A 22,227-nucleotide genomic window follows, 5' to 3' on the forward strand; every position below is an offset into this window, starting at 1 on the left:
GAAGGTAAATCCGGTGCAAGTTAGCGGCGGCCTGGCAAACCCCACACTTCCTAGCTTTGCCGTATGGCTTCCGTTTTCTCCACCTATCTGCAGTTGGGCTTCCTGCACATCTGCACGCCGCGGGCCGCCGACCACCTCACATTTCTGCTGGCCCTGTGCGCGCCCTACGTGCTCAATGACTGGCGCCGGGTGCTGGCCCTGGTCACCAGCTTCACGGTGGGGCACTCGCTCACGCTGGCCCTGGCCACGCTGGGCGTGGTGGCCTTCAAGCCGGCCATCACCGAGGCGCTGATTCCGGTCACCATCATGGTCACGGCCCTGGTGAATATGTGGGGCGCCGACCGGCTCATTACCCGCCGCACGCCCATGTGGGCCGCCACGCCCAATTTTCTGGCGCTGGGTTTCGGCCTGATTCACGGGCTGGGTTTTTCCAACTACCTGCGCGCCCTGCTCGGAGCCAATAGCCGCCCGGTGGAGGAATTGCTGGCCTTCAACATCGGCGTCGAGCTGGGGCAGGTGCTCATCGTATCGGCCATTTTGCTGGCGGGTGCGGTGCTGCTGGGCAGCCTGCGCGTGGCCCGCCGCGACTGGCTGCTGACCACCAGCGGCGCGGCGTTGGGCATTGCCACGGTGCTGCTCATGCAGCAGCTGTGGCCGTAGGGGAGGAGAAGAGGGAGCGTTTATCGAACGTCATGCGGAGCGCAGCAAAGCATCTCGCGTGCTTCAACTAATCCAATCGATTGAATTACTACCCCACGCGAGATGCTTCGGCTGCGCTCAGCATGACGGCCTAATTCCTTCGCTCACCCCGCAACCCTGACGTAACTTTAGCGACTTTCTCAGCTATTGTTTTTCCTGATTTTTCACTAACGCTTTTCCCATGCGTCGTTTTCTATTCGCCGGCCTGGTGCTGGCTGTGGCGGGCCAGCTGCCTGCCATCGCCCAAACCACCAATTCGGGCACCGACAAATTCGCGCAGCTCGAAACGATGCTGCCCACGCCCAACTCCTACCGCACCGCCAGCGGCGCGCCCGGCCCCGACTACTGGCAGCAGCGCGCCGACTATGACATCAAAGTCACGCTCGACGATGCCAAGCAGGCCATTACGGGCCGCGAAACCATCACCTACACCAACCTCTCGCCCGACGTGCTGCCCTACCTCTGGGTGCAGCTCGACCAGAACATTCTGGACAAAAACTCGATGACGGCCGCCACCCAGGTGGGCCAGCTGCAGGACAAGGTTTCGTTCCAGTCGCTCGAAGGCCTGCTGTCGGATTTCGACGGCGGCTTCAAGATTGAAAGCGTGACCGGCAAGGACGGCCGGGCTCTGCACACCGTCACGAACCACACCATGATGCGCGTGGATTTGCTCACGCCGCTGCGGCCCCACCAGGCCGTGTCGTTCAACGTGAAGTGGCACTACAACATCAACGACCAGCTGAAAATCAACGAGCGCAGCGGCTACGAGTTTTTCCCGGAGGACAAGAATTACCTCTATGAAATCGCGCAGTTTTACCCGCGTATGGCCGTGTATTCGGACAACCAGGGCTGGCAGCACAAGCAGTTCCTTGGCAACGGCGAATTCACGCTGCCCTTCGGCGACTACCACGTCAGCATCACCGCGCCGGCCGACCATGTGGTGGGCGCTACCGGCACGCTCCTCAACGCCGCCCAGGTGCTCAGCGCCACCCAGCAGAAGCGTTTCGAGCAAGCCAAAACCGCCAGGAAGCCGGTGCTCATCGTGAGCCAGGACGAGGCCGTGAAGAACGAAGGCAGCCGCGCCACCGGCACCAAAACCTGGACGTTCGCCGCCAAAAACGTGCGCGACTTCGCCTGGGCCAGCTCCCGCAAATTCATCTGGGACGCCATGGAAATTAAGGAAGAAGGCAAGCCGGTAATGTGCATGAGCTACTACCCCAAGGAGGGCAACCCGCTGTGGGGCCAGTACTCGACGCAGGTGGTGGCGCACACCATCAAGACCTATTCGAAATTCACCATTCCTTACGCGTACCCTGTGGCCATCTCGGTGCACGGCCCGGTGGGCGGCATGGAATACCCGATGATTTGCTTCAACGGCGGCCGGCCGGAGAAGGACGGCACCTACTCGCCGGAGCGGAAATACGCGATGATTTCGGTGATTATCCACGAAGTGGGCCACAACTTCTTCCCCATGATTATCAACTCCGACGAGCGGCAGTGGACGTGGATGGACGAGGGCCTGAACTCCTTCGTGCAGTTCCTCACCGAGCAGGAGTGGGAGCGCAACTACCCCAGCCGCCGCGGCGAGCCCCGCAACATCTCGGCCTACATGGCTACGGATAAGAGCTTGCAAACCCCGATTATGATTAACTCGGAGTCGGCGCTGCAGTTTGGCAACAACGCCTACGGCAAACCCGCCACGGCCCTCAACATTCTGCGCGAGACGGTGATGGGCCGCGAGCTGTTCGACTACGCCTTCAAAACCTACGCCACCCGCTGGGCCTATAAGCACCCGCAGCCCGCCGACTTCTTCCGGACCATGGAAGACGCCTCGGCCGTGGATTTGGACTGGTTCTGGCGCGGCTGGTTCTACACCACGGACCACACCGACATCGCCCTCGAATCGGTGAAATCCTACAACGTGAGCACCAAGAATCCGCAGGTGGAAAACGCCCGCATGCAGCAGATGCAGGCCGCCGCGCCGCAGTCCATCACGGCCCAGCGCAACGCCACCGACATCAAACAAACCCTGGTGGAAGAGAAGCCCGAGCTGAAGGATTTCTACAATAACTTCAATCCGCTGGCTCCCACCGCCGCCGACCAGCAGCGCTATACTGCCTACCTCGGCACCCTCAGCCCCGAGCAGCGGCAGCGCCTCGGCGACACCCAGAACTTCTACGAGCTGAGCCTGCGCAACGTGGGCGGCCTCGTGATGCCGGTGGTCCTGCAAATGACCTACGCCGATAACTCGCAGGAAATCCAGACCATCCCGGCCGAAATCTGGCGCAAAAACAACGCCCAGGTCAGCAAAATCATCGTGACCAAGAAGCCCGTCATCAGCTTCGTAATCGACCCCTTCCAGCAAACGGCCGACACCGACCTGAGCAACAACGCCTTCCCGCGTCAGCCCGCCGCCTCGCGCTTCGAGCTGTTCCAGCAGCAGCAGCAGGCGCAGCCCAACCCCATGCAGCAGCAAGCCGCGCAAGCCAGCCCCATGCAGAAAATGGAGCAGAAGCCGGTCGGCAGCGGCCAGTAACCTCACGGGACCCTTCCGGGGCATGACCCCCTCGCCAAAAAAGAGGGGGCACCGGTTCGGTACTATTGACACAGTTGAAAATAAAAGAGCCCGCTGCAAAGCGGGCTCTTTTGTTGTTGAACAAATCGCAAGGAGCAAGACTGGTGCCCCCGCTTTTTTGGCGAGGGGGTCAGGGGGTGAGGTTGATGCTTGGGCGATTTACGCCTTGACGTTCGGTCCTTTGCCGCCCACCATGCGCGACACGAGGCCGTGGTCTTCCTTGATTTCAGCCCATACCACGCCTACTACGTGCACAGCAATGAAACCCATAATCAGGTACATCGTCACGTTGTGGATTTCCTCGGCCGTATGGTGCATCGGGCCGAAGAAGGCGGTGTCTTCATATATCATAATCAGGCCGGTAGCTACCATGATGGTGATGAAAATATAGAACAGCGCGTAGGTGGTTTTAGCGAACAAAACTTTGCCGGCGGCGCCCTTATCGGCGGGAGGGGCCAGGCGGTAGCGGCGCAGTATCTCCATCAGCCGCGCCGAGAAGCGCAGCTCCGAAGGGCCCGTGAGCTGCAGGCCCAGCCGCAGCACCCACAGCGCCACCAGCGCCCAGCCGAAGTAAATGTGCCAGTCCCAGATGCGCTCGCTGATGATGTGGGCAAAAGCGCCGCCCTGCTTGGTTGTAATCGTTATGTTGTTCTTGCTCATGGCCTGCTGAAACTCCGGCACCGCCGACCGGGAGTTGACAATCACCTTCTGAAACAGGATGGTAATTAATTGCAGGCTAATCAGCAGCGCATTGGCCCAGTGCCAGAACCGTAGCGAGGCGCGGTAGTCTTTGATAGGTACTTCGACGGCGGGGGCAATGGTTGGGTTCATCGGTCAGTGACGGCTCAGGCAGTGAGGGCAACGGAAGCTTCTACGGCAGATGCGGGCAGCGGTTCGGTGCGGCCGGGGTATTCGCGCAGCGCGTGCTCCAGGCAAGTAAAAGCAGCGTCGAGGTCGGTGCGATTGATGACGTAGGCGATGCGGACTTCCTGCTTGCCCAGGCCCGGCGTTTGGTAGAAACCATTGGCCGGGGAGAGGATGAGGGTTTGATTTTCGTAGGAAAACGATTCCAGCAGCCACTGCCCAAACTTCTCAGTATCATCCACCGGCAGGTGGGCCAGCACGTAGAATGCGCCGCCGGGGCGCGGGCACACCACGCCGGGCATGGCCTGCAAGCGCCTCACGGTGAGGTTGCGGCGGGCCAGGTACTCGGCCTTACTACCGTCGAAATACGACTCGGGCAGCTCGGCCGCCGCCTCGGCCAGCAGCATGCCCAGGCCGGGCGGGCTCACCCGCATCTGGGCGAAGCGGAACGCGGCCATGTACACTTCCTTGTTGAGCGTGACCAGGGCGCCCACCCGTGCCCCGCAGGCGCTGTAGCGCTTCGAAATGGTGTCGACCACCACCACGTTGGGCTCGGCGCCGGCTAGTTCCAGGGCGCTCACGTAGGGCGCATCGTAGCAGAATTCCCGGTAGGCCTCGTCCGAAATCAGGAACATATTGTGCGCTTTGCACAGGGCCAGCATGCTTTCCAGCTCGGCGCGGCTGTACACGTAGCCGGTGGGGTTGCTGGGGTTGCAGATGAGGATGGCGCGGGTGCGCGGCGTGATAGCACGCTCAAAATCAGCCAGTGGCGGCAACGCGAAACCGTTCGCAATAATGGCCGTCACCGGCACGATGGTCACCCCGGCCGCGATGGCAAAGGCCGAGTAGGTGCCATAGAACGGCTCCTGGATAATCACCTCGTCGCCGGGGTTCAGGCAGGTGAGGAGCGCGAAGAGGATGGCCTCGCTGCCACCTGTGGTCACGATGATGTCTTCCATCACCACCGGCAGGCCGGCCCGCTGGTAGTAGGCGGCCAGTTTGCGGCGGTAGCTCTCGGTGCCCGCGCCGTGGCTGTAGCCCAGCACCCGGATATCGGCGTTGCGCACGGCGGCAAGCGCGGCCGGTGGCGTCTCGATGTCGGGCTGGCCGATGTTGAGCGGATACACAATCCTGCCCTGTTTGCGGGCCATTTCGGCGTAAGGGGCCAGCTTACGAAACGGGGAAACGGGCATGGACCGTCCCCGCTGGGATATTTCTAACATAAAACAACAGTAAAACCCACGGCCGGCGCTGGGGTAGCAGCCGGCCTCCACAATTGGCTAAAGATAACGGCCATCGGCCGCTCACAAGCACTTCTTATACAGGTTATACAGAATCCGGTTGTCGGCATCGGAAAGCGGCGCGCCCACGTTCTGCTGAATAAAATGCAGCTTGAAGGCCCGAATGGCCGCCGGCAAATCCCGCGTATCGTAGCCGATAATGCGCAGCGCCTCCCGCTGATTGAATGGGGTAATAGGGCCGTTGAGCCGGGCCAGCTGGCGGTCCAGTACGGTCGTATCCGGCTGAATATCAGTGGGCGGAATTTCTTCGGAGTCAGCCGGTTTGGGGGCCAGGAGCCGGCTGGCCAGGGCGGCCGCGCTGTCGGGTCCGAAGGGACTGGGCAGGGGCCCGGCGTCGTACCACAGGCCGAAGCCGGCGCCGGCCAGCCGCTTCCAAGGAAAAAGGGCGCTGGGGTCGTTTTTCCGGCTCGGCGCAATGTCGGCGTGGCCGATGAAATTGGCGACCGGAATCCCATAAGCTTTCTTCAGGCCCATCAGCACCTGCAGCAGGCTGGCAATCTGGGGCTCGGAAAAGGGCTCCACGCCGTTGTTGTCCAGCTCAATGCCGATGGAGCTGGAATTGATATCCGTGGTGTTGCCCCACTTGGCCACGCCGCCGTGCCAGGCGCGCAGGTAGTCGTTCAGCATGTGGTACACCCGCCCGTCGCGCCCGATGACGTAATGCGCGCTCACCTGCGTACTCGGCAGGGTGAAGGTCTTAAGCGTTTGGGCCGTCGAGTCCTGCGCCGTGTGGTGGATGATGACGTAGTTGGGCTTGCGCAGGTTGAAGTTGGTGGTGCCCACCCAGTATTTGCCCAGCAGCAGGCTGTCGCCGCCCGGCGTTGGGGCGGGGGTAGCGCGCAAGGCTTTGGCGTAGGCTTTCACCTGCTGCTGGTACGACTTGTTGGTGACGGCGTAGGGGTTTTTCTGCACGGCACAGGCGGCCAGAACAACAGCCAGGGCCAAGCCCAGGCAATAGCGAAGGGACATACGGGTGTGGTGAATTTCCGGGAGGGCCGGGTTGAGATGCCAAATTTCGGCAATAAAACGGGGCCTTAATGCACCCCGATATCGGACTGGACCTTGCGGAACAGGCAGTGCGGAAACAGGGTAATGCCAATGGTGGTATAGCCCCGGCTTTGTTTCAGGTCGCGCACCCCGGCAGGGTAGCTGGTGTTGGTGTCTTTTTCATTGTAGCCGAACGTGCCCGAGGTGCCCCACGCCACTTGCAGCTGCACTGGCCGGTCCTCGGTAGGGCCGTCGCCCAAGCGCACGCGCATAAAAAACATGGGCTCGCTGCGGGTCATGCGGCCGAGGTCCACGGGCGTGCTCTGGTCGGTCAGGTTCGTGAAATTTACCTGCGTGACGCGGTAGGCGGCCCCTACGGAAACGGTGTTGCTGGCCTGCAAGGTGCCGTATACTTCGCCAAATACCTTGTTGTAGCGCGCATCAAATTCGTGCCGCGTGGGATAGCCAAAAATAAACCCTCCCGTGGAGTAGGCCGCCGCGCTCTGGGCTTGCCCAAAACCGCCCAGCGCGCCCACCAGCCACTGGTCGCCCAGCCGCCAGCAGGTGCCCACGCCGAGGTCGTATTGGTGCCCGCGGTAGTAGGTGCTGTCCTTCGTGTCGTCGCGCAGGGTGCTGTAAGATGCCAGCACCAGCAGGTGCCGCACCGGCGAGTAGGTACCGGCCACTTCGACCCGGCCGTTGAGGTAGGTGCTGCCGGTGACTTCTGCCTGCTTTTTGTCGGTAATCTGCGGGGCCGCGCACTGCATGGGCATGTACACCACGCAACTGCTAAGCAGGAAGCTGTAGCCGGCTATTACCAGCGTAAAGGTGAGTTTCATTTATTCTTTGTAGTAGAAGGAGTAGGGCTAAGGTACTTGGTTTTGCGGGTGAACGGACAACTTCGAGCCGTGGCTTTCAGGCATGATTTGGGGGCGCTCAACGATGCCTGCTGCTGGCCGTCCATCAAATGCCAGGTACCCGAGGCAATGGTTTAGTTGGGTTTTACCGGGCAAAAAGCCAGGCCTACTCCCACCCGCAACGGCGCGCTGGGAAAAGCCTGCTTATCCGTGACGCCCATTACCGCAAAATCGTAGCTGGCGGTAGCCTGCCAGCTTAGCCGGCGCCACAAGTGCTGTTGCGCTACTACCGAAGTTTGCAGGTAGTATTGCGCGGGCAGGGGCTGTGCTACGCCGTTAAGCGTCAAATCAGCGAATCGCACTTGGTTTACACGCAGGGTGGCTCCCCATTCCAGCGATGGTTTGCGGGCATCGGGCCACCAAATCGTGGCTTGGGCAAACCGGGTAGTGTAGTAGCCCAGCAGTTCCGGCACGGGTATCGGCCGGCCCCCCGACCCTCCGCCGGGGACCGGTACCAAAACCCCAACATTGAGGCCATCCGAATCAAAGCGCCCGTAGCGGTAGCCCCGCGCCCGACCAGCGCCAACGGAGGCGCTAAGCCAGGCTTGCTTCAGGGCTATATAACCGCCGATTCCTGTCTCAAACTGCCGGGTGCGGGCGTACCCTTTGCTACTGTCCCGCTCGGTGTTGTAACCGTTCAGCCCGCCACTTGCAAAGAGCAATGCGTGCGATACCGGCGACACAATGACGGAGCCTTGCACCCCTTGAGGAAACTGCCAGTTGCCGGCCGCTGCCACTTCGCCCGCCTCACGCACGGCCGGCAGCGTAGTCAGCAGCGGTTGGTACAGGGTGCAGCCGCCCACCCCCAGTAGTAGCCACGCAAGTCCAGACCTGTGAAGAAATTGGCAGTTGAAGCGTCTCATGGTGGCCATAGCGAATGAAAAGATATCGGCTAAGCTAAGCTTCTATTTCAGCGGGAGCTAACTGATTTTTGCTTTGTAAGGACTTTGAATTTACTGATTTAGCAGGTGGAAAGAGCCGTTTCTACCTATTGAATCCAGATTCCAACCCGGTTTTTATGACTTTTGAAAAAAGGGAGCCATAAAAAGAAGCCCCCGCGACTTCCGTTGCGGGGGCTTCTTTTTATCCGCTTCAGCGCACAAGCTGAAGTATGTGCTACACGCTATTTAGCGTAGGCCACGGCACGCATCTCCCGAATTACGGTGATTTTAATCTGGCCGGGGTACTGCATTTCCTTCTCGATTTTTTGCGAGATTTCAAAGCTAAGCTCGGCGGCGCGCTCGTCGGTCACGTTCTCGGCGTCCACCATCACGCGCAGCTCGCGGCCGGCCTGGATGGCGAAGCACTGGTTCACGCCCTTGAAGCCGTTGGCGGTTTCTTCCAGCTGCTTGAGGCGCTTGATGTAGCTCTCCATCATCTCGCGGCGGGCGCCGGGGCGCGAGCCCGAGATGGCGTCGCAAGCCTGCACGAGCGGCGAAATCATGGCCGTCATCTCAATCTCGTCGTGGTGGGCGCCGATGGCATTCACCACGTCGGGGTGCTCTTTCCACTTCTTGGCCATCTCCATGCCCAAGATGGCGTGGGGCAGCTCGGGCTCCTCAGTGCTCACCTTGCCGATGTCGTGCAGCAGGCCCGCGCGCTTGGCTTTCTTCACGTCGAGGCCCATCTCGGCGGCCATGGTGGCGCAGAGGTTGGCTACTTCGCGGCTGTGTTGCAGCAGGTTCTGGCCGTAGCTGGAGCGGAAACGCATCCGGCCCACCATCTTAATCAGCTCCGGATGCAGGCCGTGAATGCCGAGGTCGATGATGGTTTTTTCCCCGATTTCGATGATTTCCTCCTCGATGTTCTTGCGGGTTTTGGCCACAATTTCCTCCACGCGGGCCGGGTGAATGCGGCCGTCCTTCACCAGCAAGTGCAGCGAGAGGCGGGCAATTTCGCGCCGCACCGGGTCGAAGCCCGAAATGATGATGGCCTCCGGGGTGTCGTCCACGATGATTTCCACGCCCGTCGCCGCTTCCAGCGCCCGGATGTTGCGGCCCTCGCGGCCGATGATTTTGCCCTTCACATCGTCGCTCTCGATGTTGAAAATCGACACGCAGTTCTCAATGGCGTGCTCCGAGGCAGTGCGCTGAATCGTTTCCAGCACAATCTTCTTGGCATCCTTGGTCGCCGTGAGTTTGGCCTGCGCCACGGTGTCCTTGATGTAGGAGCTGGCCTGAATCTGGGCCTCGTTCTTCAGCGAATCCACCAGCTGTTCGCGGGCCTCGGCGGCGGTCAGGTTGGCAATGGTTTCGAGCTGTCGCTGCACCGAATGGAGCTGCTCATCGGCGTCTTTCTGCTTGGCTTCCAGCTCGGCTATCGCCTCTTCGTGGTCGGCGCGGCGCTTCTCCGACTGGCTTTCCAACTTGTCGCGCAGCTGCTGGGTATCGGCCTGGATTTTCTCGCGGGTGCGCTCCAGGTCGGCTTCTTTTTTCTGCAGCTGCTCCAGCTGGCGCTGAGTGGTATCGGTCAGCAGCTTAATGCTTTGCTCCTGCTCGATGACGCCCTGGCGGCGCTCGGTCAGCTCTTGGTCGAGGGCCTGCTTGAGGCGGCGGCTTTCCTGGTCAAACTCGTTGCGCAGGTTCTTGAACTTGTTCTTGGACTGCTCCAGGCGCTCATCGGCCTGCTTTATTTTCTCGTCGCGGAGGCGGTTGCCCTTCTCTTCGGCGTCGCGGATGATTTGTTGGGCGCGGGCCGTGGCCTCGCCTTCATGGTCCAGCCGGGCTTTGCCGGCCAGCAGCCGGCCCACCACAATGCCCGCCACAAGGGCGACCACGGCGGCCAGCAGACTGTACATTACTAGGGGTGTCATATAATTATGGTTTTTGAAAGGGTGAAAAAACCATAACCGGGGGAACGGTTTTGCCCGGACTGGGGCGGAAGCGGCCGATTGCCGCGCCGCCCTGCCGGGCCAACGAGAATATGGGTGCCGGGCGGGGCTAACTCAGCCCGCCAGCACCACGCCGGATAGTAGCTCGTCGAAACGAGCCAGCCGCTCGGTTAGCGCCGCATCGGTGCCATCCTTTTCCTTACTCACTTTCAATTGGTCGGCCATGGTAGCCAATGCAATCATGGCCAGCAGGTCCTGCTTGTCCTGAATGCCGTAGCCTTCTCTGAATTCGCGCAGCTTGTCGCCCAGCAGCCGCCCGGCCAGGCGCAGCCGTTCCTCATCCTGCACGTCAACGCGCATGGGATAGTCCCGGTCAGCAATTCGAATTTTGATGGCTAGTTCGCTCATAAGGCGGGAGTTACGGCTTGGGAGGGGAGGGTCAGTCGGTTAGTCTCTCAAATAGGCAAGACACTTGTCCAGTTCGCGGATGTATTCGTTGAGGCGCAGTTTTAATTCGTTGGCGTGGGTGGGTTCTCCAGCTATGGTGTGTACAAGTTTAACAATATTTTCCTGGTTTTGATGCTCCTTAAGTTGCCGGTCCCGTTCGCGCACGTCGGCACGCAGCTGCTGCACGGTGGTGTTGGCATCGGCCAGCTCCTCGCGCAATTGCTGATAGGCAGCCACTAAGGTGGTAATCTGCCGCTCCAGGCGGTCGAGTTGGGCAAGCTGTTGGGAAGAGGCCACGGGCGAGATAAATTTTGGGTGAAGATAAAGCGGGTCCCTGAAAGCTACGCTTTATCAGGGACCCGCTCGTTACTTACTACTCAGGGAGCTTTGAGAAAGGCGGCTTGCCGATGCCCAAAGTTGGAAGGTGCCGTGGCATGGCCTAGCTTTTTCCTTTCTTCGACTTGGTTTTAAGCTTGCCGCCGTCGTCGGTTTTCGTTTTGAGCTTTTCATCGGCACTGGCGGCGGGCACGGGCTCGGGCGCGGCCGGGGCCACCGCGGCGGCCACGCGGTTGCCGTCGGCATCCAGTTCCACCACTTCGTAGCCGAGGGCCTGCACGGCGGGCAGCTGCTTTTTGTCGCCTACCACCACGATGTACATCTTGTCGGCGGGCAGGTATTTCCTGGCCGAAGCCTGCACGTCTTCCTTGGTCAGCTTCTTCAGAATCTGGCTCTGCTCGTCCACGAAGGTGGTGGGCAGGTTATACTCCACGATGCGGCTCAGGAAGGCGGCTTTCTGCTGGCCGGTTTCGTACTTCAGGGCGTCGCTCTGGCCCACCGAGGTTTGCACGAAGCGCAGTTCCTCGTCCGAAATCCCGTTGGGGTAATTGGTGATTTCGCTCATGAACTCCTTCACCGACGGAGCCGTAGCATCGGCGCGCACCCCGGCCCGGGCCGTGAACGGGCCCACGTAGCTCGTGCCGCGGTAGCCGCTGTTGGCGCCGTAGGTGTAGCCCTTGTTCTCGCGCAGGTTCAGGTTGATGCGCGAGTTGAAGGCGCCGCCCAGCAGGTAGTTGGCGAGGTAAGCGCGGTAGTAATCACCGGTGGCATCGTAGGGCAGGGCCAGGTAGCCCACCCGGATTTCCGACTGCGCCGCGCCGTCCTTGTTCACGAAGTAGATGCGCGTTTTGTCGGGTTGCGTGATGGCCATGCCCGCGGGCAATGTCACGTCTTTCCTGGCCCAGGCTTTCAGGAAGCCCAACTTGGGCGTGAGGGTGGCCTGGTCCACGTCGCCCACCACGGTGAGGAAGCTCACGTTCGGGGCGTAGTTCTGCTGGTAGAACTGCTTCACATCGTCGAGGGTAAGGCTGGCGGCGGTGGCGGCCGTGCCGCTGCCCGGGATGCTCATCACGTCGGCAGTGCCGTACAGCAGGCGGTCGTACGTTTTATCGGCGATGACCACCGGCTGGGTGTTCTGGTTGGCGATAAGCTCCAGCGTTTGCTTTTTGAGGCGTTCAAAATCAGCCTGGTCGAAGCGCGGGTGCAGCAGGCGCTGGTCGAGCAGGGCGAGGGTGGCGGGCAGGTTTTTGGTCAGGCTTTGCATGTAGACCGTGGTGCGGTCATCGCCCGAAAATACCTGCACGGTGCTGCCCAGCTTGTCGAGCGCCGAAGAAAATTCTTCGCTCGTGTACTTCTCCGACCCTTCATTCAGCAGCTGGGCCGTGAGGCTGGCCACGCCGGCTTTGGCGGGGTTGGCCTGCTCCAGGCGGTGTCCGCCCTTGATGGTGAGCAGCATGGTCACGGCCGGAATTTCGGTGTTGCGCGTGCCAATGATTTTCAGGCCGTTGGCGAATTCCTCGCGGTACAGGGCCGGTACTTTGATAACCGGATTGGCACCCGAAGCGGGCTGCTTGTTGCGGTCAAAATTATCCTTGGCCTTCACGTAGGTCAGGCCGCTGTACTCGTCTTTGGGGGCTTTGTAGGCCGATTTATCGATGGTGTAGTTATCGGGCTTGGCAGCCACGGCGGTGCCAGTTTTGGGCAACACGCTCAGAATCACCGCGTGCTTGCCTTTGAGGTACTTGTCGTAAACGCGCTGGATATCCGCCTTGGTCAGGCTTTGCAGGCGCTTGGTTTCGACGGTGATGTAGTTGGGGTTGCCAAAGAAAGTCTGGTTGGCGGCGAGCTGGCTCACCTTGCCCTGCACGCTGGCCAAGCCGTTCACGTTCTGGGCTTCGGTCTGGGCCTTAAAGCGTTGCAGGTCCTCGTCGGTTACGCCTTTTTTCTCGAATTCCTTCAGCGTGTTGCGGATGATGACCTCCGTGCTGTCGAGGGTTTTGCCGGGGAAGGGCAGCGCGATGAAGGCAAACTGGCCGCCGAGCTCCGAGTTGGACTGGTAGGCCTGCGCCTGGACGGCTTTCTGGCTCTTCACCAGGTTTTTGTAGAGCAGCGAGTTATTGCCGCCGCCCAGGATTTCGGCCAGCGCGTCGAGCGGCATTTCGTCCGGGTTGCCGTGGGGCACGGTCGGGAACACCACCTGCAGCATCGGGAAACGCACGTTGTCCTGGTAGCTCACGTAGCGGTCGGCGGTAAGAACGGGGGCGGGCAGCGAGGCCTTGGCCACGGCCGGGCCGCGCTTGATGGGGCCGAAATATTTCTCCACCATCTTCACCACTTCGGCGGGTTTCACGTCGCCGCCCACGGTCAGGGTGGCGTCGTTGGGGCCGTACCAGCGCAGGAAAAAGTTCTTCAGGTCGTCCACGTTCGAACGGTCCAAATCCTCCAGGTAGCCGATGGTGAGCCAGGAGTAGGGGTGGCCGTAGGGGTACAGCGTTTTGCTGATGTACTCGCCGGTGAGGCCGTAGGGGCGGTTGTCGTAGTTCTGGCCGCGCTCGTTTTTCACGGTCGAGCGCTGGATTTCAAATTTCTTCTGGCTCACGGCATCGAGCAGGAAGCCCATGCGGTCGGCCTCCAGCCACAGCCCGGTTTCGAGCTGGTTGCTGGGCAGGGTTTCGAAGTAGTTGGTGCGGTCCTGGTTGGTGCTGCCGTTCAGGGTGCCGCCGGCGGCCGTCACCAGCTTGAAGTGCTGCTGGTTGCCGACGTGGTCGGAACCCTGGAACATCATGTGCTCAAAGAAGTGAGCAAAGCCGGACTTGCCGATTTGCTCGCGGGCCGAACCAACGTGGTACGTCACGTCGACGTGCACCAACGGGTCGGAATGGTCCTCGGCCACGATGAGCGTGAGGCCGTTGGGCAGCACGTACTTCTCGTAGGGAATGACGAGCTGGCCGGGCTGCTTGGTCACCTTCTCCACCAGCTTGGTGCCGCCGGGCGTGGTAGCGAGGGCCGTTTTGGCCGCCGGGGCTTTGGCCACCGGCTTTTGTTGCGCCAGGCTGGCCGTAGTGGCCAGGGCCAGGCCCAGGGTAGTCAGTAGGCGGAAATTCATTTTGCGGGAAAAAGTGAACAAGGGTAGGAAAAAGAAGCCGGCAATGCTGTGCGGTTGCACACCATTGCCGGCCGAAAGGTAGGTTGCCTGATTTATTTGCGAATCAACGCGCCCGCCTGTTTCTCAAATTGGGCGATGAGTTTCTGCATCACCTGGTCGATGGCCTGCTCACTGAGCGTCTGGCTGAAATCCTGCAAAGTGAAGCTCACCGAGTACGATTTTTTGCCCGCGCCGAGGTTCTCGCCGGCGTACACGTCGAACACGTTCACGCTTTGCAGCAGCTTCTTCTCAGTGCGCTGGGCAATCTGGCGCAACTGGTCGAAAGTCACCGATGCATCCACCACGATGCTCAAGTCGCGGCGCACTTCCGGGAATTTGGGCAGCTCGCGGGCCGCCAGCGTGGGCTTATATTTCTTGCTCAGCGCGTCCCAGTCCAGCTCGGCGTACCACACCGGCTGCGTCACATCGAGCCGCTTCAGCACCGAGGCCGACACGGCCCCGAACTGCGCCACCGGCTGGTTGTGCACCAGCAGCGCGAGGCCGCCGGCCAGGTACTCGTGCTGCACCGGCTGCGAGGCCGCGCCGCCGAAGCCCAGGGCCGCCAGCACCTGCTGCACGGCATTGGCCAGGTCGTGGAAGGCTGCTTTTTCCGACTTGTATTGCCAGGTTTCGCCCTCGGCGTTGCCGGTCAGGTAAATCACCAACTTGTTCTTCTCGTGGTATTTCCCGCTCTCGCTCTGCGAGTAGATTTTGCCGAATTCGTACAGCTTCAAATCCCGCTGGCGGCGGTTGATGTTGTATCGGATTACTTCCAGGCCCGAATGCAGCATCGAGGGCCGCATGGCGTTCAAATCAACGCTGTTATAATTGAGGATGCGCACCAATGAGCCATCTGCTTCGCCCTCTGTATCGAAGTACAGCGAGTTGGTGAGCGAGTTGGTCAGAATCTCCGAATAGCCCTGCCCGCTGAGCAGCGAGGCAATTTTCACGCGCGTCACCTCGGGGTCGGGGTTCGGGAATTTGGCCAGGAATGAAGCCGAGTTATTCGGCCGCAACGCCACGTTGTTGTAGCCGTAAATCCGCAGAATTTCCTCGATGATATCGGCCTCACGGGTCACGTCCACTTTGTGCGGCGGCACCAGAAGCTGCCAGGTTTCCTGGCCGTTCTCGTCGAGGCTTTCCTCGGCGATTTTAATATCCAAATCGGTTAGAATCTGATGGATGCGCTCGGGGGCGATGTACTGGCCCACCAGCCGCTCCACGCGCGGCAGCCGCAGCCGTACGATGATGGATTCGATGGGCGCAGGGTATTCATCCACGACGGGCGCGGCGATGGTTGCTCCCGCTACTTCCTGGAGCAGCAGCGCCGCCCGTTGCAGCGCCACCAGCACCATATTGGGGTCGGTGCCGCGCTCGAAGCGGAACGAGGCGTCGGTTTTCAGCTGGTGCGTTTGGGAGGTGCGGCGCACGGCAGCGGGGCTGAAATAGGCGCTTTCCAGGAACACGCGGGTGGTGGCTTCGCTCACGCCTGACGTTTTGCCGCCGAACACGCCGGCCAGCGCCATCGGCGTGCCATCGGCATCGGCAATCACCAAATCCTCGGCTTTAAGCGGGCGCTCCACGCCGTCCAGGGTCACGAATTTCTCGCCGGCCTCGGCACGTTTCACGCGAATCCGGCCGCCGGTAATCTGGTCGGCGTCGAAGGCGTGCAGGGGCTGGCCCAGCTCGTGCAGCACGAAGTTGGTCACGTCCACCACGTTGTTGATGGCGGAGAGGCCGATGCTGCGCAGGCGGCGCTGCAACCACTCCGGCGACGGGCCGACATGTACATTTTCCAGCAGCAGGCCGGCGTAGCGCGGGCAGGCTTCGGCGTCTTCAATGGATACCTTGATGTTCGACGCGGCCGATTCCGGCGCAACGAACCCGCTCACATCCGGCAGGTGGCAGGGCTGGCGCAGCAGGGCGCGCAGCTCGCGGGCCACGCCGTAGTGCGAGGCGGCATCGGCCCGGTTGGGCGTGAGGCCGATTTCGTACACCGTATCCGAGCCCAGGCCGAAATAGTCGGCGGCGGGCGTGCCATTGGGCAGCTCGGTGGTCAGCACCATGATGCCGGCGTGCGAGGTGCCCAGGCCGATTTCGTCCTCCGCGCAAATCATGCCTTCGGAAGCCGCGCCGCGAATTTTGCTTTTCTTGATTTTGAACGGCTCGCCCTGCGCGGGGTAGAGCGTGGCGCCTTCGAGGGCCACCACCACGCGCTGGCCGGCGGCCACGTTGGGCGCGCCGCACACAATCTGGCGCGGGGTGCCGTCGCCCACGTCCACGGTGGTCAGGCTCAGCTTGTCGGCGTCGGGGTGGGCTTCGCGGGTGAGCACGGTGCCCAGCACCAGGCCGCGCAGGCCGCCGGGAATGCTTTCCAGCTCCTCCGCGCTTTCCACTTCCAGGCCCGAGCCGGTGAGCAGGGCGCCAATTTCGGCGGCAGGTTTATCGGTAGGAATGAGGGTTTTAAGCCAGTCGAGGGAAATACGCATTGGTCGTGGTCGGGTGTTAGGTGTCAGCTGTCAGGCCGCTGACGACGGGGCAAAGGTACGGCGGGGCGAAATGACTGAATTGGAGGGCGCTGGCATATATTTGCTAAGGGCCGGTTTGTGGCGGCTGCCTTGTTGCAACGGTCATGCTTCAACAAGCCCAGCACGACCGTTCTGCCTCATTCTTTCCATTTCTCTCACCTTTACCTCCTCCTGCATCATGCCCTTCGTCAACAAAGGCTTCCACGCCAAGCGGCCCACTGATGGCGGCCACAAGCTGCCGCCCGGCCAGTATGAAACCCAGGATTTTCCCGTGCTCACAGCCGGGCCCACGCCGCGCATTCCGCTGGTGAACTGGGAGTTTCGGCTCGAAGGACTGGTGGAAAATCCGGCGAAGTGGAGCTGGAACGAATTCAACGCCCTGCCGCAGCAGAGCTTCAATCCCGACATTCACTGCGTCACGAAGTGGTCGAAATTCGACACCAAATGGCGCGGCGTCAGCCTCGATACGCTGCTGGAACACGTCCAGCTCAAGCCCGAAGCGCAGTTTGTAATGGCCTTTTCCTACGGCGGCTACACCACCAACCTGCCGCTGGCCGACCTGCGCAACGGCCAGGCGTTCATCGGTTTGGAGTTCGAAGGCAAGCCGCTGGCGGCCGAGCACGGCGGCCCGGCGCGGCTGGTGGTGCCGCACCTCTATTTCTGGAAAAGCGCCAAATGGGTGCAGGGCCTGCGCTTCATGGCCCAGAACGAGCCCGGCTTCTGGGAGGAAAACGGCTACAGCATATACGGCGACCCCTGGAAGGAGCAGCGCTACGGCAGCGACGACGACGCGGACGGCGCATCCACGAACAGCTTCCGCCTGTGAGCCGGCTCGACTGGCAGCGGGCTACCATCACGGCCATCACGCCCGAAACGCCCCGTGTGAAAACGTTCACGCTGCGCCTGCCGCAGTGGACGCCCCACCGCGCCGGCCAGCATTACGACCTGCGCCTCACCGCTCCCGATGGCTACCAAACCGAGCGCAGCTACTCCATCGCCTCGCCCCCGGAGCAAACCGGCGAAATCGACCTCACCGTGGAGCTGATTGACGAGGGCGAGGTGTCGGGCTACCTGTTCGATGGCGTGGCCGTGGGCGAGCAGCTGGAAGTGCGCGGGCCCATCGGCGGCTATTTTGTGTGGCCCGCCGGCCCGCCCGAAGCGCCGTTGCTGCTGGTGGCCGGCGGCTCGGGCGTGGTGCCGCTGATGGCCATGCTGCGCCACCGGCAGCGCGCCGGCCTGCGCAATCCGGCCGTGCTGCTGTTCAGCGTGCGTACCCCCGATGAGGTTATCTACCAGCGCGAACTGGAAGCCCTGGCTCTGGCCGACCCTGCTTTCACGCTGCTGCTCACCTACACCCGGCAAATCCCGGCCGGCTGGGCCGGTTACCGCCGCCGGCTCGATACCGCCATGCTGGCCGAGGCCGTGGGGCGCCTGCCCGGCCCGCCGCAATGCTACGTGTGCGGCCCCACCGGCCTGGTGGAAAGCGCCGCCACCTTGCTGCAAGCCCAGGGCCTGCCCGACGAGACCATTCGCACCGAGCGGTTTGGGCCCACGGGCAGCTAGGCAAAGGCTACTCGTGAAACGACTTTTCGCCGGCTGGAATGGCTACCTGGAGCCGGTTTTCGGCGGGCGGGACCGGGCAGCTGTAGTCGTTGTTGTAGGCGCAATAAGGGTTATAGGCGCGGTTGAAATCCAGCTTGATTTCCGTGGCGTTGGGCGCGGGCAGCGGCACGTCGAGGTAGCGGCCGCCGCCGTAGCTCTCGTGGCCGTTGGTGAGGTCGGTGAAGGGAATAAACAGCGTGGAATCGGTACCAGTGGCTTGGAGGTAGAGGGCCACTTGCTGGGGCTGGTTGGCAATCTGGAACCGGGCCTGGCCCCAGCGCAGGTACTTTTCGGCCCGGTTGGCGCTCATCTGAATCAGGAGCGTTTCGGGGCGCGCACTGCGCGAAATCGTGGCCTCGGCCACCAGCGCCAAGTCGGCGGGATAGTAGTTCAGGCTATCAAATACGGCCTTGTCGGCAGTGGCCAGCGGCGAGTTGGGGGACTGCCGGAATGTGCGGTTTTTTTCGCTACGGAACTGGCGCAGCTGCGCAAAGTAGACGCTGGAAAAGGGCTTGATTCCCCCCAGCGAATACAGAATAATGCCGATGAGCGCGGCGACGATGGCTACTTTCTTAATCATGGGTAACGCCTTTTGGAAAAGGTAGCGACTGGCCGGCTAATCGGGCCGCTCGTGCAGCCACTACCGGCTGCTTTCCTACCTTGTTTGCCTCATGCAAAAATTCGTTCTGCTACTGCTCGCGCTGGTCAGCGCTGCTTCTGCCACTGCCCAGCAACCGGCCACCACCGCTTATCGGGCCACCGAGCGCCAGGTCAACGACCTGGTGCACACCAGGCTGGAAGTGCGCTTCGACTACGCCAGGCGCTACCTCTACGGCAAGGCCGAGCTGACGCTCAGGCCCCACGGCGGTGCCACCGATTCGCTGCGGCTCGATGCCAAAGGCATGGAAATCAAAGCAGTGGGTTTAATGCAGGGCACGGTGACTCAGCCGCTGAAATATGACTACAATGGGCGGCAATTGCTGGTGCAACTGGGGCGTCTGATACCGGCCGGCGAGCCTTATACCGTTTACATCTCCTATGTCGCCAAGCCCGATGAACTGGATGCGAAAGGCAGCGAGGCCATCGGTGGTGCCAAGGGCCTGTACTTCATCAACCCCGACAGTGCCGTGGCCGGCAAGCCCGTGCAAATCTGGACGCAGGGCGAGACGGAATCTAATTCCGCCTGGTTCCCGACCATTGATAAGCCCAACCAGAAAACCACCACCGAAATCAGCCTGACCGTGCCCAGCAAGTACGTCACGCTCAGCAACGGCCGCCTGGCCAGCCAGACCCCCGCCGGACCCGGCCTGCGCACCGATACCTGGAAGCTCGACGAGCCCTGCGCGCCCTATCTGGTGATGCTGGCCGTGGGCGACTTCCGCATTACCAAAGACACCTGGCATGGCAAGGAAGTGAATTATTACCTCGAACCGCAATACGCGGCCCAGGCTCGCCGCATTTTTGGTCAAACGCCCGAAATGCTGGAGTTTTTCTCGCAGCGCCTCGGCGTGGCTTTTCCGTGGAATAAGTACAGCCAGATTGTTTGCCGCGACTACGTGGCCGGCGCCATGGAAAATGCCTCGGCCTCGCTGTTTGGCGAGCAGGCCCAGGGCACGGCCCGCGAGCTGCTGGACTGGGAATACGCCGGCGTGGAGCGCGAAATCGCCCACGAGCTGTTCCACCACTGGTTCGGGGACTACGTGACCTGCGAAAGCTGGAGCAACCTGACCATGAACGAGTCGTTCGCCAATTTCAGCGAAGTGCTGTGGGCCGAGCACGCCCATGGCGCCGATGCCGGCGCCGAGCAGGCCGACCGCAGCCTGCGCACCTACCTCCGCAGCCCCGGAAATTACCCGAAGCCGCTGGTGCGTTTTCAGTATGCCGACAAGGAGGACATGTTCGACGGCGTGACCTACCAGAAGGGCGGCAGCATCCTGAACATGCTGCGCGCTGAGTTGGGCGAGGACGTATTTTTCCGGGGCTTGCAGCGCTACCTCACGCAAAACGCCTTCGGCACCGGCGAGGCCCAGCAGCTGCGGCTGGCGCTGGAAGAAGCCTCGGGCCGCGACCTGAACTGGTTTTTTAATCAGTGGTACTACGGCGCGGGGCACCCCATTGTCACCATTGACTATCAGTGGGATGCCGCCCGTAAACGGCAGACCGTGGTAGTGCGCCAAACGCAGGCCGGCACGCCGTTCGTGCTGCCGCTCACGGTGGATGTCTACGCCAACGGTCGGGCCCGGCGCTACCCCGCTACCCTGCGCCACGCCGCGGACACGCTGTACTTTCCGGCCGCCACCCGGCCGGATTTGGTGAACGTAGACGCCGAAAAAGTGCTGGTCTGGCAGAAGCAGGACCACAAATCCCTGGCCGAATTTGCTTACCAATACCGCCACGCCCCGTACTACCTCGACCGGCGCGAAGCCCTCACCGCGGCCCAAACCCAGCTGGCCGACCCGCTGGCGCGTCAGGTTCTCGTCGCGGGCCTGACGGATAAATCGGCGGCCCTGCGCCAGATGGCCGTGGAACTGCTCAACCTCAAAAATGCCCCGCTCAGCAAAGCTGCGGCTCCGGCGCTGGCGAAGCTGGCGGCTACCGATTCGTCGGTGCAGGTGCGGGCGGCGGCCCTCACGGCGCTGGGCCCGTTGAAGGACAAGCGCTACACCGCGCTGTTTGCCAAAGCCCTCGCAAGTAAGTCGTATCGGGTGCAGGCAGCGGCGCTGCTGGGCCTGGCAGCTCTCGACCCGGCCCAGGCGCTGGCTCGCGCCTCGGCCTTCGAAGCCGATAACAAAGGAGCCCTGACGGTAGCGCTGGTGACGGTGTATGGCCAGGCCGGCAGCCCGGCGCAGTGGCCCCTGATGCTGGCCAAATACGATGCTGCTGGCCCCGGCGGGCGGTTCGATATGCTGCCCGGAATTGGCGAATTGCTGGGGCGTACCGACGATTCAGCGGCGCTGACGCAGGGCATTACCCGCATCAAGGAGTTGACGGTGAAGTATAAGCCCTATGTTAATTCCGAAGACATCATTGGCTTGCTGAAGCAGGTGCAGCAACGGCAATCCACGCGGCCCAATGCCGTTGGAACAGCGGTTTTGGTAGAGCAGGCGGCGGCGGAAATTCGGGCGGCGAAGTAGCGGGATTTATTCCGAACGTCGTGCCGAGCGCAGCCGGGGCATGACGGTTTACAGCATGCCTTCGTCGGCAAAGCTGTAGTAGCCCTGGTCAGAATAAATGAGGTGGTCGAGGATGGGCAAGTCCAGAAAATTGCCGGCTTCTTTCAGCTTTTTGGTGAGTTGAATATCGGCGGCGCTGGGGTTGCGGTTGCCACTGGGGTGGTTGTGCACCAGAATGATGCTGCTGGCCAGCTGCTCCAGGGCTTCCTTGAAAATCATTTTGGGGTCGGCCACGGTGCCGGCCACGCCGCCGCGGCTGATGGCCGTTTTGCGCATCACCACATTGGCCCGGTTGAGCAGAATGACCCAGAATTCCTCGTGCGGCAAGTCCATCAGGTTGGGCCGAATCAAATTATAGATGTCGCGCGAGCAGGTGATGGTGGTGCGCGGGGCGGCGTCGGCTTCCTTGCGGCGGCGGCCCAGCTCCAGGGCCGCCACGATGCTGATGGCCTTGGCCTCCCCGATGCCGGGGTGGCGGCAGAGCTGCTTCACGCTTTCGCGGGCCAGCGCGTTCAGGTCGTTGTCCACGCCTTGCAGCATGAGCTTGGCTACGTCGACGGCGGATAATTTCACGGTGCCCGAGCCGAGCAGGATGGCAATCAGCTCGGCATCGGAAAGGGCGGCCCGGCCCTTGGCTTGCAGCTTTTCGCGGGGCCGGTCTTCCTCGGCCCAGCTCTTGATGCCCAGCGCGGTGGGCGCGGCGTAGGGTGGGGCAGGGGCAGGTGGTTCGGGCAGGCGGTCAGGCGTTTCCATGCGGTGTGGCTGGTGGCAGATTGTAAAAAGCTGACTAAATGTAAAGCAAAAGGCGCCTGACCGCGTTTAA

At 61.7% G+C, this 22,227-nt stretch carries 17 protein-coding genes; 5 read left to right on the plus strand and 12 right to left on the minus strand.

Annotation, left to right across the window (positions count from 1 at the left end; translation table 11 throughout):
• The first annotated feature begins 63 nt into the window (after positions 1-63).
• Both J4G38_RS09300 and J4G38_RS09305 read left to right on the plus strand, forming a co-directional pair.
• Positions 64-660 (plus strand): HupE/UreJ family protein, encoded by a 597-nt coding sequence (locus J4G38_RS09300; protein ID WP_210516801.1) that lies wholly within the window; start codon positions 64-66, stop codon positions 658-660.
• Positions 661-880: 220 nt separating this feature from the next.
• Positions 881-3,235: a M1 family metallopeptidase gene (locus J4G38_RS09305; RefSeq protein ID WP_210516800.1), complete on the plus strand. Its 2,355-nt coding sequence runs from the start codon at positions 881-883 to the stop codon at positions 3,233-3,235.
• Positions 3,236-3,433: 198 nt separating this feature from the next.
• Here J4G38_RS09305 and J4G38_RS09310 read toward each other — a convergent pair whose 3' ends face one another.
• From J4G38_RS09310 to pheT, 10 genes are all read right to left on the minus strand, one after another.
• Positions 3,434-4,105: a cytochrome b/b6 domain-containing protein gene (locus J4G38_RS09310; RefSeq protein WP_210516798.1), complete on the minus strand. Its 672-nt coding sequence runs from the start codon at positions 4,103-4,105 to the stop codon at positions 3,434-3,436.
• Positions 4,106-4,119: 14 nt separating this feature from the next.
• On the minus strand, positions 4,120-5,361 hold the full coding sequence (locus J4G38_RS09315; RefSeq protein ID WP_210516797.1) for a pyridoxal phosphate-dependent aminotransferase: 1,242 nt from the start codon (positions 5,359-5,361) through the stop codon (positions 4,120-4,122).
• Positions 5,362-5,442: 81 nt separating this feature from the next.
• On the minus strand, positions 5,443-6,408 hold the full coding sequence (locus J4G38_RS09320) for an N-acetylmuramoyl-L-alanine amidase (RefSeq protein ID WP_210516796.1): 966 nt from the start codon (positions 6,406-6,408) through the stop codon (positions 5,443-5,445).
• A gap of 65 nt (positions 6,409-6,473) precedes the next feature.
• The gene (locus J4G38_RS09325) at positions 6,474-7,265 is read right to left on the minus strand and encodes a hypothetical protein (protein WP_210516795.1); all 792 of its coding nucleotides are present in this window, start codon (positions 7,263-7,265) and stop codon (positions 6,474-6,476) included.
• 152 nt (positions 7,266-7,417) lie between these two features.
• A complete protein-coding gene (locus J4G38_RS09330) occupies positions 7,418-8,146 on the minus strand; it encodes a hypothetical protein (RefSeq protein WP_210516794.1) in 729 nt (242 codons plus the stop codon).
• 320 nt (positions 8,147-8,466) lie between these two features.
• Positions 8,467-10,155, minus strand: coding sequence for a ribonuclease Y (gene rny, locus J4G38_RS09335; protein ID WP_210516793.1), 1,689 nt, complete (start codon positions 10,153-10,155; stop codon positions 8,467-8,469).
• Between the two features lie 132 nt (positions 10,156-10,287).
• Positions 10,288-10,581: a cell division protein ZapA gene (locus tag J4G38_RS09340; RefSeq protein WP_046244125.1), complete on the minus strand. Its 294-nt coding sequence runs from the start codon at positions 10,579-10,581 to the stop codon at positions 10,288-10,290.
• A 39-nt stretch (positions 10,582-10,620) separates the two neighbouring features.
• Positions 10,621-10,917: a hypothetical protein gene (locus tag J4G38_RS09345; RefSeq protein WP_068188624.1), complete on the minus strand. Its 297-nt coding sequence runs from the start codon at positions 10,915-10,917 to the stop codon at positions 10,621-10,623.
• Positions 10,918-11,059: 142 nt separating this feature from the next.
• A complete protein-coding gene (locus tag J4G38_RS09350) occupies positions 11,060-14,062 on the minus strand; it encodes a M16 family metallopeptidase (protein ID WP_210516792.1) in 3,003 nt (1,000 codons plus the stop codon).
• 92 nt (positions 14,063-14,154) lie between these two features.
• On the minus strand, positions 14,155-16,590 hold the full coding sequence (pheT, locus tag J4G38_RS09355; RefSeq protein ID WP_210516791.1) for a phenylalanine--tRNA ligase subunit beta: 2,436 nt from the start codon (positions 16,588-16,590) through the stop codon (positions 14,155-14,157).
• 217 nt (positions 16,591-16,807) lie between these two features.
• Between pheT and J4G38_RS09360 the strand changes: the two genes are divergently transcribed.
• Both J4G38_RS09360 and J4G38_RS09365 read left to right on the plus strand, forming a co-directional pair.
• Positions 16,808-17,455 (plus strand): sulfite oxidase-like oxidoreductase, encoded by a 648-nt coding sequence (locus tag J4G38_RS09360; protein WP_210516789.1) that lies wholly within the window; start codon positions 16,808-16,810, stop codon positions 17,453-17,455.
• Positions 17,452-18,192: a ferredoxin reductase gene (locus J4G38_RS09365; protein ID WP_210516788.1), complete on the plus strand. Its 741-nt coding sequence runs from the start codon at positions 17,452-17,454 to the stop codon at positions 18,190-18,192. Before J4G38_RS09360 ends, J4G38_RS09365 begins: the two co-directional genes overlap by 4 nt.
• Positions 18,193-18,199: 7 nt before the next feature.
• Here J4G38_RS09365 and J4G38_RS09370 read toward each other — a convergent pair whose 3' ends face one another.
• Positions 18,200-18,811, minus strand: a complete 612-nt coding sequence (locus J4G38_RS09370) for a DUF1684 domain-containing protein (RefSeq protein WP_210516786.1) — start codon at positions 18,809-18,811, stop codon at positions 18,200-18,202.
• Between the two features lie 91 nt (positions 18,812-18,902).
• Here J4G38_RS09370 and J4G38_RS09375 point away from each other — a divergent pair, with 91 nt between their 5' ends.
• On the plus strand, positions 18,903-21,365 hold the full coding sequence (locus J4G38_RS09375) for a M1 family aminopeptidase (protein ID WP_210516785.1): 2,463 nt from the start codon (positions 18,903-18,905) through the stop codon (positions 21,363-21,365).
• Between the two features lie 48 nt (positions 21,366-21,413).
• On the opposite strand, the gene radC is transcribed toward J4G38_RS09375, so the two are convergent.
• Positions 21,414-22,157 (minus strand): RadC family protein, encoded by a 744-nt coding sequence (gene radC, locus J4G38_RS09380; protein ID WP_210516783.1) that lies wholly within the window; start codon positions 22,155-22,157, stop codon positions 21,414-21,416.
• Positions 22,158-22,227: the final 70 nt, after the last annotated feature.

This window comes from Hymenobacter terricola, from assembly GCF_017921975.2.
GTDB classification, from domain to species: Bacteria; Bacteroidota; Bacteroidia; order Cytophagales; family Hymenobacteraceae; genus Hymenobacter; species Hymenobacter terricola.

Coding starts and splice junctions, on each gene's coding strand:
- J4G38_RS09370 (WP_210516786.1), bottom strand. CDS start 18,811: ATGATTAAGAAAGTAGCCATCGTCGCCGCGCTCATCGGCATTATTCTG.
- J4G38_RS09300 (WP_210516801.1), top strand. CDS start 64: ATGGCTTCCGTTTTCTCCACCTATCTGCAGTTGGGCTTCCTGCACATC.
- J4G38_RS09350 (WP_210516792.1), bottom strand. CDS start 14,062: ATGAATTTCCGCCTACTGACTACCCTGGGCCTGGCCCTGGCCACTACG.
- rny (WP_210516793.1), bottom strand. CDS start 10,155: ATGACACCCCTAGTAATGTACAGTCTGCTGGCCGCCGTGGTCGCCCTT.
- J4G38_RS09310 (WP_210516798.1), bottom strand. CDS start 4,105: ATGAACCCAACCATTGCCCCCGCCGTCGAAGTACCTATCAAAGACTAC.
- J4G38_RS09375 (WP_210516785.1), top strand. CDS start 18,903: ATGCAAAAATTCGTTCTGCTACTGCTCGCGCTGGTCAGCGCTGCTTCT.
- J4G38_RS09305 (WP_210516800.1), top strand. CDS start 881: ATGCGTCGTTTTCTATTCGCCGGCCTGGTGCTGGCTGTGGCGGGCCAG.
- J4G38_RS09315 (WP_210516797.1), bottom strand. CDS start 5,361: ATGTTAGAAATATCCCAGCGGGGACGGTCCATGCCCGTTTCCCCGTTT.
- J4G38_RS09360 (WP_210516789.1), top strand. CDS start 16,808: ATGCCCTTCGTCAACAAAGGCTTCCACGCCAAGCGGCCCACTGATGGC.
- pheT (WP_210516791.1), bottom strand. CDS start 16,590: ATGCGTATTTCCCTCGACTGGCTTAAAACCCTCATTCCTACCGATAAA.
- radC (WP_210516783.1), bottom strand. CDS start 22,157: ATGGAAACGCCTGACCGCCTGCCCGAACCACCTGCCCCTGCCCCACCC.
- J4G38_RS09340 (WP_046244125.1), bottom strand. CDS start 10,581: ATGAGCGAACTAGCCATCAAAATTCGAATTGCTGACCGGGACTATCCC.
- J4G38_RS09325 (WP_210516795.1), bottom strand. CDS start 7,265: ATGAAACTCACCTTTACGCTGGTAATAGCCGGCTACAGCTTCCTGCTT.
- J4G38_RS09320 (WP_210516796.1), bottom strand. CDS start 6,408: ATGTCCCTTCGCTATTGCCTGGGCTTGGCCCTGGCTGTTGTTCTGGCC.